The 12,984-nt window shown below is 67.5% G+C and carries 11 protein-coding genes, 1 pseudogene and 1 riboswitch; of the genes and pseudogenes, 7 read left to right on the plus strand and 5 right to left on the minus strand.

The window, feature by feature from the left end; genetic code table 11:
- Window positions 1–4 precede the first annotated feature (4 nt).
- From NON19_RS07290 to ribB, 7 genes and pseudogenes are all read left to right on the plus strand, one after another.
- Window positions 5–1,531, plus strand: coding sequence for a B12-binding domain-containing radical SAM protein (locus NON19_RS07290; protein WP_255925825.1), 1,527 nt, complete (start codon window positions 5–7; stop codon window positions 1,529–1,531).
- Window positions 1,528–3,237, plus strand: coding sequence for an AMP-binding protein (locus NON19_RS07295; RefSeq protein WP_255925826.1), 1,710 nt, complete (start codon window positions 1,528–1,530; stop codon window positions 3,235–3,237). The genes NON19_RS07290 and NON19_RS07295 overlap by 4 nt, the downstream gene beginning before the upstream one ends.
- A gap of 5 nt (window positions 3,238–3,242) precedes the next feature.
- Window positions 3,243–3,527 carry an acyl carrier protein gene (locus NON19_RS07300; protein WP_255925827.1) on the plus strand — a complete coding sequence of 95 codons (285 nt, stop codon included), beginning with the start codon at window positions 3,243–3,245 and terminating at the stop codon, window positions 3,525–3,527.
- Window positions 3,528–3,555: 28 nt separating this feature from the next.
- The gene (locus tag NON19_RS07305) at window positions 3,556–4,809 is read left to right on the plus strand and encodes a beta-ketoacyl-[acyl-carrier-protein] synthase family protein (protein WP_255925828.1); all 1,254 of its coding nucleotides are present in this window, start codon (window positions 3,556–3,558) and stop codon (window positions 4,807–4,809) included.
- A 31-nt stretch (window positions 4,810–4,840) separates the two neighbouring features.
- A complete protein-coding gene (locus tag NON19_RS07310; protein WP_255925829.1) occupies window positions 4,841–5,284 on the plus strand; it encodes a PaaI family thioesterase in 444 nt (147 codons plus the stop codon).
- A 102-nt stretch (window positions 5,285–5,386) separates the two neighbouring features.
- Window positions 5,387–6,220 carry an enoyl-CoA hydratase/isomerase family protein gene (locus NON19_RS07315; protein ID WP_255925830.1) on the plus strand — a complete coding sequence of 278 codons (834 nt, stop codon included), beginning with the start codon at window positions 5,387–5,389 and terminating at the stop codon, window positions 6,218–6,220.
- A 149-nt stretch (window positions 6,221–6,369) separates the two neighbouring features.
- Window positions 6,370–6,500, plus strand: a riboswitch (FMN riboswitch).
- Between the two features lie 309 nt (window positions 6,501–6,809).
- A pseudogene (gene ribB, locus NON19_RS07320) lies at window positions 6,810–7,424 on the plus strand (3,4-dihydroxy-2-butanone-4-phosphate synthase); the annotation flags it as partial.
- A 123-nt stretch (window positions 7,425–7,547) separates the two neighbouring features.
- On the opposite strand, the gene NON19_RS07325 reads toward ribB, so the two are convergent.
- The 5 genes from NON19_RS07325 to NON19_RS07345 all read right to left on the minus strand — a co-directional run bounded on the left by NON19_RS07325 (window position 7,548) and on the right by NON19_RS07345 (window position 12,891).
- Entirely contained in the window at window positions 7,548–8,585 is a 1,038-nt protein-coding gene (locus tag NON19_RS07325; protein WP_255925831.1) for an ABC transporter substrate-binding protein, read from the minus strand.
- Window positions 8,586–8,647: 62 nt separating this feature from the next.
- On the minus strand, window positions 8,648–9,208 hold the full coding sequence (locus NON19_RS07330) for an ABC transporter permease (RefSeq protein ID WP_255925973.1): 561 nt from the start codon (window positions 9,206–9,208) through the stop codon (window positions 8,648–8,650).
- Between the two features lie 239 nt (window positions 9,209–9,447).
- On the minus strand, window positions 9,448–10,254 hold the full coding sequence (locus tag NON19_RS07335) for an LLM class F420-dependent oxidoreductase (RefSeq protein ID WP_255925832.1): 807 nt from the start codon (window positions 10,252–10,254) through the stop codon (window positions 9,448–9,450).
- A 60-nt stretch (window positions 10,255–10,314) separates the two neighbouring features.
- Window positions 10,315–11,334 (minus strand): zinc-dependent alcohol dehydrogenase, encoded by a 1,020-nt coding sequence (locus NON19_RS07340; RefSeq protein WP_255925833.1) that lies wholly within the window; start codon window positions 11,332–11,334, stop codon window positions 10,315–10,317.
- A gap of 261 nt (window positions 11,335–11,595) precedes the next feature.
- On the minus strand, window positions 11,596–12,891 hold the full coding sequence (locus NON19_RS07345; protein WP_308213661.1) for an MFS transporter: 1,296 nt from the start codon (window positions 12,889–12,891) through the stop codon (window positions 11,596–11,598).
- Between the last annotated feature and the right edge of the window lie 93 nt (window positions 12,892–12,984).

The raw sequence follows: 12,984 nt of genomic DNA on the forward strand, positions 1-12,984 counted from the left end.
GATCGTGAAGAGTCTCAACATTCTCTGCGTTCAGCTCGGGTTCCACGAGGCCTACCCCGACGCATCGACGTTGGCGACCACCTACAACGACGGCATCTACTACGTCGCCTCGTTCGTCCAGCAGGAGTATCCGGACGCGAGAGTCGAGATGTGCCAGATGCTCTGGGGCGAGAAGCCCGAGGACTTTCCCCTGGCAAGCTACGACTACATCCTGATCTCGGCACTCGCCACACACTTCTGGTCGAACATCGAGACGCTGGAGCTGATCCAACGCAACAAGCGTCCCGGCTGTGTGGTGATCACGGGCGGCCCGCATGCCGCGTTCGCGCCCTACGAGGCGCTACGCTACGCCGACTACGCGGTGATCGCCGAAGGAGAGATCCCGTCCGTCCAACTGATCAGGGCACTGGAGGCTGGGGAGCCCGTCACCGATGTCGACAACCTGGCCTACATCGGCGCCAACGGCGAGCTGAGGCTGAACAACGTCGCCCGCTATGGCAATATCGCCAACGCGATCAACCCGAAGTTCTTGGCGCGGGCGCCGCAGCTCCATTGGGCAACGGTCTCGATGTCGCGTGGCTGCCCGTTCGACTGCTCGTTCTGTTACGCGGTCCGGCTGCTCGGGCGGCGGTTCCGGACCAAGACCGCACAGGACGTGCGCGACGAGTTGGACGCCATCTACCAGCAGACCGGCTGCAACCGGTTCTATGTCACGGATCTGAACTTCACCACGCGCAAGAGCTATTGCCGTGAGATCGCCGAGACGTTCCGTGACCGCGACTACAAGTTCATCGCGATGAGTCGGATCAACCATGCCGATGACATGGAGTTGGTCCTCGACCTCAAGCGGTCCGGGTTCGAGGAGTACTGCCTGGGCGTGGAGTCGGAGGATCCCAGTGTCCTTCGGGCGTTCAACAAGCGCGTCGATCCCTCAGAGCAGACCCGGCGCCTGCTGCGCTTCGCGGAGAACGACATAGCCATCCACTCGGCGATCATCTTCGGGCTGGAAGTCCAGGACCGCCGGGCGATCGAGGCCACCGCGTACTGGTGCGCCGAGGCACGGATCATGCACCCGGTTTTCGTGTGCCTCGCGGAATACCCGTTCCAGGATCTGCTGTACGGGGCCCGCCAGGATGTCGAAGACCACCGCATCATCATGGAAGTGCCCACTTATCAGCACTACTCGTTCGTCGGTATCTTCCCGCGCCACATGCGGCCCAGCGAACTGCAACGCGGCATCCTCGACAGCTACGGGATCTTCTTCAAGCGGGCGTTCGAGATCGAGCAGCGACCGCAGCGGCGGGCCCGCCTCAAGGCGTACTCACGCAGTGTCGAACGCGGCCGAGCCGGCATGGAGCGGCACATCCGCTTCCTGGAGGAGTTGGAGAGGCCCTATTACACGGCGTCCGGGACGCTGAAGGAGGACTTGTTGAAGGCCGACTTCGACTCGCGCTACGGCGAGCTCCGTACCTGGCTCTCGCGGTCCTCCAGGCGCACCGACCTGCAGTTCACGAAAGTGTACGCTCGATGACGGAGGCCCATCGATCGCAGACCATCATCGATGCGTTGCTCGACAGCGTGAGCCGTGCTCCGGACCGGTTGGCGTTCCGTGTGATCGAGCGGTCCGGGGAGGAGTTCGCACTCAGTTACGCGGACGTGTGCCACCTCGTCGGGCAGACCGTGGCCGGACTCAAGACGTGCGGGATCGAGGAATCGGACCGCGTCGTCATCGTTCTGCCCACTTCGCGCGACTTCCTCTCCGTCTATCTTGGCTGCCTGTACGCCGGGATCGTGCCGATCGTCGTGGCGGAACCGATGGACGGACGTACCGCGCACTACGCGGCAAACCTGCGAAGACTCGCCGAACACGCCAAGGCCAGGCGGATCATCGTCCCCGCGGAACTGGCGGACTCGCTCACGCCGTTGCTGCCGATCCCGGTCACAACGCCGAGCGTCCTGCGCGGCGTACCACCGCGACTGAACTCGCCGCTCCCGACGCCGGATTCGCTCGCCCATCTCCAGGCGACCTCCGGCTCGACCGGCGCACCGAAGCTGGCCGTGGTCCGGCACCGCAACATCACCGCCAACGTTCACGCGATCCGCGAAGCCATTCAGGGAAAGCCCGACGACGTGCTGGTGAGCTGGCTGCCCCTCTTTCACGACATGGGACTCATCGGCATCTCCTACGCGCTCCACGCCCGTATTCCGATGGTGTTGTCGGATCCGGTGAACTTCCTGCGCAACCCGGTCTCGTGGCTGCAGTGGATCAGCCGCTACCGGGGCACCTTGTCGCCCGCACCGAGTTCGGCCTTCCACATGTGCGTGCGAGTCGCGCAGCGGCGCCCGCCTGGCGATCTCGACCTGTCGGCCTGGCGCGTCGCACTGTGTGGTGCGGAGCCGGTGCACGAGAGCACCATGCGGGCCTTCCAGACGATGTTCGGCCGCTTCGGCCTGCCCGAGACAACTCTCCGGCCCGTGTACGGGCTGGCGGAGGCCACGCTCGCGGCCACCATCTCCGATGTCGGGCGGCCCTACTCGGTCGACCGGGTCGACGCGGAAGCCGCGGCGAGGGGACGAGCCGAGCCCCGCTCGGCCGCGGACCCGCGCACCACCAGCGTGATGTGCGTGGGACGGGTGCTGCCCGGCCACAGTCTGCGGGTGGTCGACGTTGACGGGGCGCCACTACCCGATCGCACGATCGGTGAGATAGAGGTGTCCGGCCCCAGCGTGATCGACGGCTATCTCCCAGAGCCTGACGAGGAGTTGGCCAGCACAGCCGATGACCAGCTCAAGCGTGCGGACGGGTATCTGCGCACGGGCGACCTCGGTTATCAGGTCGACGGCGAGCTGTATGTCACCGGACGGCGCAAGGACATCGTGATCGTCGCGGGCCGCAACTACGTGCCCAACCAACTTGAGTCGTTCGTGGAGGCCGTTACCGACAGTCCGCGGACACCAGCGGTCGTCGCGGTCGGTGTTCCCGATCCAACGCTGCGGACCGAGCAGCTCCATCTCCTGCTCGACACGCGGCTCGCGGACGGCCGTGACCGACGGGTCATCACCAACCAGGTGCGCGACGCACTCGCGGAGGTGTTCGGCATCGGCGGTGTCACCTTCCACTGGGTCAGCCGAGCCGAGCTTCCGCGAACCACAAGCGGCAAGATCCAGCGCCATCTGTGCCGGAAGATGATCGAAGAACGCCGCCGGACAACCGAGCTGGCGACTACGGGTGACTGAGAGGCATGCACATGATCCAGGATCAGGACCGCGATCAGGAGCTGTTCGACAAGCTGGTGAAGCATATCGGTGAGTTCATGGAAGCCGACGTTTCCTATCTCACTCCGGATGCGCATCTCGGCACGTCCATCGAGGGGATGAGTTCGCTCAAGATGGTCGAACTGCTTCTTTACCTGGAGGACTGCTTCGGGTTGGAGTTCGAGGAATCCGTTGTGGGAGGGCTTGAGAGGGTCCAGGATCTCGTGGACTACATACGAGACCTGCAGAACGCGGGGCAACAACTGGCGTGACGCGGTCCGCACAGTGCGTCGACGCGGTGTGGTGGTCACCGGTATGGGTGTGGTCTGCTCTCTCGGTGCGACCGCCAATGATCTGTGGCAGGGCCTCCTCGCCGGACGTTCGGGGATCGGTCCACTGACGCGCTTCGACACTTGCCGTTTCCGTAGCCGGTATGCCGCTCAGATCGACGACACCCTTGTGACGTTCCCGCCAGGGCCTTTCCAGTTCGAGATCAAGCGAATGAGCGCGTTCGTGCGCTACGCGCTGTTCGCCGCCGATCGAGCACTGGAGGACAGCGGCCTGCCCTTGGCCACGGAGGACGACCGGCGCGCCGAAGAGTTGCCGCCGGATCACCCGTCGAGCGGGGCTGTCTTCCTTGGCGTGGCGATGGGCGGCTTGCCCAGCATTGAGGCTGGTGTGCTCAGGCAGGAGCGGAAGGGGCCACGGAAGACCAGCCCGTTCCTGATTCCCTCCCTCATCCCCAACATGGCGGCCAGTACGATCGCGTTGCGTCACAGGATCGACGGAGAACAGATGACGATCGCGGGCGCCTGCGCCAGCGGCTGCCAGGCATTGGGCCACGCCATGCGCGCGATCCAGTCCGGCGCCCGCTCATGGGCCCTCGCCGGAGGAGCCGAGGCGGTGACCACCCCGATCACCTACTCCGGCTTCGAGGCGATGAACGCGCTGAGCCGATGCGACGATCCGTCGACCACCCCCCGCCCGTTCGATCGTGCGCGAGACGGCATGATCGTCGGCGAGGCGGCAGCGGTGTTCGTGCTGGAGGACCGCGCCCACGCCGAAGCACGCGGCGCGGTGGTGCACGGCGAACTGACCGGCTTCGCAACGAACAGCGGTTGCGATGACCTCACCGGTATCTCACCCCGCCATGCCGCCCGTTGCATGTCCAGCGCACTCGCCGACGCCGAGGTGGAACCGGACGCGACTGACTGCGTGTTCGCGCAGGCCTCTGGCATGGTCCAGGGTGACGCCGCCGAAATCGAGGCAGTGCGGTACGTGTCGGCCGGTGGCCGCCGAAAGCCTGTCGTCACCTCGATCAAGGGGCACACGGGGTACGCGTTCGCCGCGAACGGGCCGATGAACCTCGCCAGCGCGCTCATGGCGCTTCGTCACCAAGTCGTGCCGCCGACCTCGAAACTCGAAGAAGCGGACCCGTCGTTCGCCGACGTGGACATCGCCCGCGAAGCTCGGGTGACCGAGGTGCGCCATTGCCTGATCAACGCGTTCGGCTTCGGCGGTATCAACGCCAGCCTGGTCGTGTCGCGTGCGTAGCCATGCCACCGCATTCAGAAGGAGCACTGCCATGGGGACTTCGTCGACGCACATCGAGAGGCTCACCCGCTGTTGCATGAAATGCAAGATCTCCCGGTTCCTCGACAAGACGATCACGATCGAGAAGGCCGGAGTCGCGCGGGTGGCCATTCCGTTCCATCCTGATCTCACCCAGAACTCGGACTTCCTGCACGCTGCCATGCTGTTCGAGGTCGCGGACACCGCCGGATTCATGGCGGCCAACTCGATGGAGGAAACCTACAGTGTGCTGACGGTCGACTATCACATCAACCTGATCCGACCGGTGCAGAAAGAGGGGATCTACGCGACCGGTGAGGTGGTGACCGCGGGGAAGACCCTTTACGTCGCGCGGAGCGATGTGTACACCGACAGCGGCAGACTTGTGGCGGCCGGTCAGGGCACGTACACCGTGTCCAGGATTCCGCTCGCCGAACTCGACGGATACAACGACTGACCGGTCACGACGGAAGCGGTCGAGGACGGCGAGCCATGGCGGCGGCGCCAACCCGCCTGTTGCCAGCGCGAATACGGGACGCGTCCCGCCTGGGGATTCCACGTGGCCGGATTCCCCCTGGCGGCTCGCCCGAGCACCGGCAAACATTGCTGGATGATCGAGACAGCCGACCAGGACGGCGTCGCCATCCTGACTGTGCACCACGGACCGGTGAACGCGCTGGACCTTGAGCTGCTCACCGCCATTCCCGAGACCCTGGCCGCCGTCGCCGACGCCCGCGCCGTCGTGCTGACCGGCAGTGGGCGGTCCTTCTCGGCAGGTGTGGATCTGAAGCGGATAGTCGACGGCGGCCCGCGGTATGTCGAGAAGTTCCTGCCAGCGCTGAGCCTCGCCATGCTCACCTTGTTCGAGCATCCGAAGCCGGTCGTCGCCGCGGTGAACGGTCACGCCCTGGCCGGTGGATGCGTGCTGGCGGCGGCCTGTGACGTTCGGCTGATGTCGAGCGGCACCATTGGGCTTACCGAGCTGGCAGCGGGTGTGCCGTTTCCGACGGTGCCCCTGGAGATCATGCGCCATGCCGTCGGCCCCGCGCTGGACGCGATGGTACTTCAGGCCAGCAGACTGGCTCCCGGCCAGGCCGCCTCAATCGGCTTGGTGCACGAGCTGGTTGAGCCTGACCAACTGCTCGACGCGGCGCTGCGACGAGCGGAGGGACTGTGTGCCGCGGCACCGGAGGTGTACGCCCTCGCCAAGCGCCAGCTCCATCGGCCCGCGTGCGAGCGCATCGGTGTCGCCCGTCCCCTGGATGACGGCCAGGTACTGGAGCTCTGGAGCTCCGAACGCACCAGCCACACCCTGCGTGACTACCTCGCGTCCCTGCGCCGGGGTCAGAGCCCGAACGAAGGGTCCTCGGTTGTGAGTCGCGGCGGTGCGTGACCGCCGTCCGCTTCACCGGGGTTGCTCGCCATCGCGGCGGGATACGGGCGCGTGCGTCACTGTGCAACGCGGGTGCGGTGAAACACATCACAAGTGGCGTCCGGGGATCGTTTCGGGCCTGTCGGCGGTATGATTCAGTGAAAACGTCAACGCGTGCTCCGGGGTCGGTGAAAGTCCGAACCGGCGGTGACAGTCCGCGACCCAGTCGAAGCCATCGACTGGTTGACCTGGTGGAATTCCAGGACCGACGGTGAAAGTCCGGATGGGAGGCAGCACGTCGCGCCGTTCGCACATCTGAAGTGCGAACGGGAGGTACGCATTTCTCTCTGCGTGTGCCTCGTCCCGCCCGGAGCCGCGAATGTACGCGCGAGGAGGCGGGTTGATGCCCGAGCTGGGCAGCGGGATTCCGGTGCTTTGGTCACCCTTTCCGGCCGGTCGGTTTCCTCGGTGATGCGGTGTGCGGAGTCTCTGGACAGCGGCGTTAGGACAGCGGCGCCCTCCTTTGGCACAGCCAATTCGGACCGTCATTCGGTGACGCTTCGAGGAGTTCTCCGCCGACTACTCAGGCCAAGGCAGTGGAGGTTACGGCATGACGGTCGTAAGGACCGACACGCAGGACATTGAGCTCGACCCCATCGAGGAGGCCGTCGCTGACATCGCGGCAGGCCGCCCGGTCATCGTGGTGGACGACGAGGACCGGGAGAACGAGGGGGACCTTGTTTTCGCGGCCAGCAAGGCGACATCGGAACTGTTGGCGTTCATGATCCGCCACACCAGTGGCGTCATCTGCGTGCCCATGCTGGGCGATGACCTGGACCGGCTCAAACTGCCTCCGATGACGGAGGTCAACGAGTGCCGACTCGGCACGGCGTTCGCCGTCTCGGTCGACGCGCGGACCGGGGTCTCCACCGGAATCTCGGCGGCGGACCGGACACGCACCATTCAGCTGCTGGCCGATCCCGCCACCGGGCCGCAGGATCTCGCGCGCCCAGGCCATCTGTTCCCGCTGCGGGCGGTCGAGGGCGGCGTGCTGGACCGCCGGGGACACACCGAGGCGGCGGTCGACCTCGCGCGGCTCGCCGGTCTGCCGCCGGTCGGGGTGCTGTGCGAACTCACCAACGACGACGGGACGATGATGCGGCTGCCGCACTGCCGCGCCTTCGCCCGCGAGCACGGGCTCAAGCTCATCAGCATCGACGACCTGAGCAACCATCTGGAGGCCCGTGGCCTCGCACTGGCATCCTCGGGGGCCGTGCACTGACGCCACGCGCCGTTGTGGCCGTCGTCCCCGCGCGGACGGCGGCCACAAAGCGCTGGTCGGTCAGGCTCAGGGCAGGTAGCTGTCGCTGAAGGCCTGGTCAGTCGAGACCGGGTGGCTCAGCAGTCCCTGCTGCTTCATGAACTCGGCCATCCGGGCCCATGTCGCGGGATCGTTGTATCCGAGCTTCCCACTCCCGGTGCGTACCAGCGGAATGGTCGCCTTCAACACGCTCAAGGCCGCAGCCTGTTGCTCGGGATCCTGTAGGTCCGGCACGTACTTCTCGCTGAGTTGAACGGCTTCCTGCGGGTTGTCGATGGTCTCCTGGACACCGCGCATGGTGGCTGCCAGGAACTTCTTGATCTGTGCGCCGCGGTTCTGCAACGTGGTTCGCGTCGCACCGAGCCCGGAGCCGACGAGCGGCGGCTGTTGGCCGCCGTCGGTCGCCGTGACAGCACGGACCGGGATGTGCGCCTGGTCGAACTGGACCGCGTCGTTGTTGACGAAGCCCATCACGCCGTCCACCTTCTTGCCCGCCAGAGCGGCCTGTTGGGTGAACCCGATGTACTTCACCTTGACGTCCTTGGTGCTCAGATTGGCCGACCGCAGCAGCGCGAGCAGCCCGAAGTACGTCTCACCGTAGGGACCCGGGGTGCCCAGGACGTGGCCGCGCAGGTCATTGGCGGAGTGGATGGCGGAGTCCGTGGGAACGAGGAGGGCGACGGGGTACTTCTGGTAGAGGGTGGCGACATCCACGATCGGCTTGGACTGCGCCTGGGCCTGCATCATCTCGTCGCCGCCCGCGTAGACCACGTCCTCACGGCCGGAGTTGAGCGCGCCGAAGAGGTCCTCCGAGGCACTGTGGTGGCGCAGGTCCACCTTCAGCCCGGCTTGCTGGTAGTAGCCCTTCTCCTCCGCCACGTAGAACGGGGCGAACTGGATGTTGGGGATGTAGGTGAGCCCGACCGTCAACTGCTGGCTGTTCTTGCCGCCCGAACCGCCTGCGGTCGGGTCCTTGGCGCATCCGGTCAGTGCTGAACCGGCGAGCAGCGCGGCAACCGCCAGTCCCGTGATGGCGCGCAGTCTTCGCGAACCGTTGCGTAGCATCTTCGTAATCCGTTTCGTTGACTTCTTCGGCTTCGGCACGCCGGGTGTCCGACGGGCATCGGCTAACGCTGTGCGCGCTCCTCCATCAGGCGCATCAGCCCGTACGCGCAGACGGCCAGCAGGGCGAGCGTGAACAGCGTGACGAACAGCCCGACGGAATCCGCCTCGTTGCGCTGCACGGCGAGCAACTGCCCCAACCCGTCCCCGCCCATGACGAATTCACCGACGACGGCACCGGTGATCGACAGGGTGAATCCGGCTCGGACACCGGTCAGGATGCTGGGCAGGGCGAGCGGGATCTCGATGTAGCGGATCATGCCCCACCGGGTGACACCGTCGACCCGCGCGGCGTTCAGCACGTCCACGTCCAGCGACCGCAACCCCAGAACGGTGTTGACCAGCATCGGGAAGAAGACCAGCAGGGCGCACAGGACGGCGATGGGCAGCAGGCCGTAGCCGAGCCACAGGGCCAGCAGCGGCGCGAGCGCCACGGCGGGCACCGCCTGGGAGGCGGCGATGTAGGGCTGGAGGGCTCTGGCCGCCCATTCGCCGCGGGCCACGAAGTACCCGACGGGCAGTGCGACCGCGATGCCGAGGCCGCTGCCCGCCGCACTCTCCAGCACCGTCTGCCAGGTGTAGTCGAGCAGCGAACCGTGCCACAGCGCGTTGCCGAAGGCCTTCACCACGGAGCCGGGGGGCGGCAGGAAGAAGGCCGAGACGGCACCGGTGCTGGACGCGACCTCCCAGGCCAACAGGAGGAACGCGCCCAACACGGTGGGCGGTAGCAGTGCCTTGAGCCGCCGGGTCAGCCCACCCGCCGGTGCGGCTCGCGGGGACGTTGCGCGGGGCAGGGGCTCGGCGGTCATCCGGAGCCCAGCGACTCTCGCAGGTCCACCAGTCGGCGCACCGGCGCCAGCTCATAGGGCGCTGGCAGGGACAGGATGATGTGCGTGGCGCCAGCCGCGGCGAATGACGGCAACTGGTCGAGTTGCGGAACGTCGATCATCACGGTCCGCTCCACCGCGCCGGGGTCACGCCCCACGCGCTCGCACCAGTCGTCCAGCAGGCCGCTGCGGTGGCGGAACTCGGCCACCGGGTCCGGGGAGTTCCAGCCGTACCAGTTCCAGATGTCGGCGTGCCGGGCCACCACACTCAGCGTGCGCTTCTCACCACCGCCGCCGATCAGCAGCGGCAGCGGGCCGCGCGGTGGCGGGTTGAGTCGTGCCAGCCGGTCGCGTACCGCGGTGACCGCCTCTTCGAACGCGTCGAGGCGGCCTGTGGCGGACGGGAACGGGAAGCCGTACTCACGGTGCTCCGCCTCGAACCAGCCGGCCCCGAGGCCGAGCACCAGCCGACCGCCGCTGAGCCGGTCGACGGTACGGGCCATGTCGGCGAGCAGATGGGGATTGCGGAAGGCGGTGCAGGATACGAGCGGCCCGATCAGGGCGTGCTCGGTCTCCACCGCCATGGCGGCCAGCAGCGACCAGCATTCGAAGTGCGGCCCCTGCGGGTCGCCGTGGTGGGGGAGGAAGTGGTCCCAGGTCCATAGCGAATCGACGCCGACGGTATCGACCGCGCGCCAGGCGTCGCGCAGCTCGTCGAGTTCGCAGTGCTGGGGATGGAGTTGGACGCCGACGCGCAGACGGCGACGGGAGTGCGGTACGGGCATGGACGCGAATCTCCTGAATGAGCAGCCGGGGCGGGGCGGAGGGAGGAGCGGGGTGCGAACTCAGTGAGCGCCCACGTATACCCGGAAGGCCTGGCCGCCGCACACCTCTTCCAGTGCCTGGTGGGCGTCCGCCAGCGGGTAGCGTCCGCTGACCAGTTGGTCGAGCTGGTTCGCCAGCGCTTTGCCGCGCAGGAGTTGGGCCGCGACGCGCCAGTCCTCGGGTTCCTGGCTGTAGGAGCCGGTGATGGTGAGCTGACGGCGGTGGATCTCGTATCCGGGAAGCGTCGCGGGCAGCGCGTCGGGTGAACCACCGAAGAGCACGATCCGGCCGCCGTCCGCGACGGCGCTCAGCGCAGTGGTGATGGCGGCGCTTGAGGCGATGGTGACGAAAACCGTGTCGGCACGCGGTAGTTCCTTCACCGCCTCGGGGGCGACGGCCCCGCTGGCGCCCGCTGCCCGGGCCAGCTCCCGGCGGCGCTCGTCGGTTTCCACCACGGCCACCGAACGCGCCTGGAGGTGGAGTGCCAGGGCGAGGTGGAGCCGCCCCATGTATCCGGCACCGATGATGGTGACCCGGTCGCCGGTGCGGAACGCCGCACGGCGCAGTGAGTGGACGACGCACGCCAGCGGCTCCGCCATCGCGGCGTGCACCGGGGAGGCGTCCCCGACCGGCCATACCTGCGAGGCTGGCACGCGTACGTACTCGGCCAGTCCGGCCCCCATGGTGATGGTCCCGTCCGGGAGGCTGCCGCCCTGCGGAGACTCGCAGACGGCGCTGTCACCACGGCGGCAGCTGCGACAGGCGCCACAGCGGGTGAGCAGGTCGGCGGTGACCAAGTCCCCGACCTCGGGGGCGTCTTCGAGTGCGGCGGCGTGCTCACCGACGCGTTCGACCCGGCCGGAGACCTCGTGTCCGGCCGCTACCGGATAGACCGGCATGGCACCGGCGAAGAGCTTGGCCTCCATCGTGCACAGCCCACAGGCCTCGACGCGGATGAGCACGTCGTCGTCTCCGCACGGGGGAACAGGGGTGTCTCGCAACTCGACCTCTCCGGGAGAGGTGACAACCGCTATTCGCATTGACGATTCCTTCACAGCTTCGGCAGTCGGACAGCGGTCGCAGCAACCGGCGGCGTTAACAGAAGGGCCGTGCGCACTGAAGTTCCCCCTTGTTGTCGTATCAGCTCAACTCCACTGGCCACCAGCGGAGTTGGTATTCGGTGCGGCTGGTGAATCGGCGTTGCGCGAAGTACGTCCTGCAACGTAAACCACTGCTCGTAGCCGCGCAATGAGGAAAAGTGGTGACGCCAGGTAAGTGGAATTCTTAATTCCGGAATCGGTTCAGCGGGGCCCTTCCGGGCTTTGGAAGTCGGGGACCGACCGGGCCACGGCGGGCGCCTCGGCCGACTCCAGCCGAGCTGAACGTACCATCAGGCACGCGGCGGCCGTGGCCGTCGCGGAGGCAGCCAGCAGCGACCAGGTCCAGCCGGGCGAGGTGTGGGTGAGCAAGGCGACACCGACAGCGGGTCCCGCCGTCGAGCCCACGTTGGAGGCCAGCGAGGTGATCGCGGAGGCGCGGCCGAGCAGATGGCGGGGTACGGCCTTCATCAGCAGTGGGTAGAACGAACAGGCGTAGGCGGTCTCCCCCGCCGCGAAGAGCGCCGCGAAGACGGCCAGTGCCGCCGCCAGGGCCGTCCCGCTCAGCAGCACCGAGAGCGCCCCGCAGCAGTAGGCCGCCACCCAGCACGACGGGGCGAGCAGCAGCGCTGTGGCCTGTGGCCACCGCCTCAGCCGGGGCACCAGCAGGCGTTGCAGCACCACCACCGCCACCGTGTTGACCACCACGATCCCGCTGAGGAGGTACAGGCTTCCGGGAGCGGACCGGCGCACCAGCAACGGCACCGAACTCTCGAACTGGGCGTAGCCGAAGAGCATGGCTCCGCACTGCACGGCCGCCATGCCGAGCACCGCCCGCGAACCCAGGACGGCAAGGTAGCCGGAGGCTGCCGGGGCGGGCGCCGCGGGTGCCCCGGGCGTCGCAGGCACCCTGGACGCTGGGGGCGCGTTGGGTGGCAAGTCGCCTTCCGCCGCGCGCCGTTGGCCCGTGCGCAGCAGCGTCAGCGCCAACGGGACGAACGTCAGGGCGTCCAGCACGTACAGCAGCCGGTATCCGTGGACGCCGTGTCCCCCGGCGACGAAGAGGGCACCCGCGCCAGCTCCGAGTCCGGCCCCGACGTTCATCGCCGTGTAGCGCAGTGAGAACGCCCTCTGCCGCTCGCTCTCCACTGTCACGGCCCCGATGGTCGGCGCCAACGCGGGGTAGAAGAGGGCGTTCCCGGCCCCCACCAGGGCGGCGCAGACCAGCACCACGGCCCAACCGTCCGCAGCGGCCAGCAACAGGTAGCCGCTCGCCGTGAGCAGCACGCCCGTCGCCGCAGCCGCTCCGGGGCGCCGCAGATCCGCCAACCGGCCCCCGAGCGGGGTGAGGACGAAGCTGGTCAGGGCGATGGCGCCGAAGTACCGCCCGGCCCAGGGGAGTCCCAGCCCGAGCTGTTCGGAGACGTACACCGCGGTGAGGGGGAGCACGGCTCCGTTGCCGAAGCTGGATAATCCGAAAGACACGAGCAGGACGCGCACACGCTCCTCCTGAGCAGACGACGGCCAGCGGCGTGACTGGACGTCTGAACACGTCGTACCGGGCTAGGCTTGGGGCCAAGCTTCGCACACCCG

It is taken from the genome of Streptantibioticus rubrisoli, from assembly GCF_024436055.1.
GTDB classification, from domain to species: Bacteria; Actinomycetota; Actinomycetes; order Streptomycetales; family Streptomycetaceae; genus Streptantibioticus_A; species Streptantibioticus_A rubrisoli.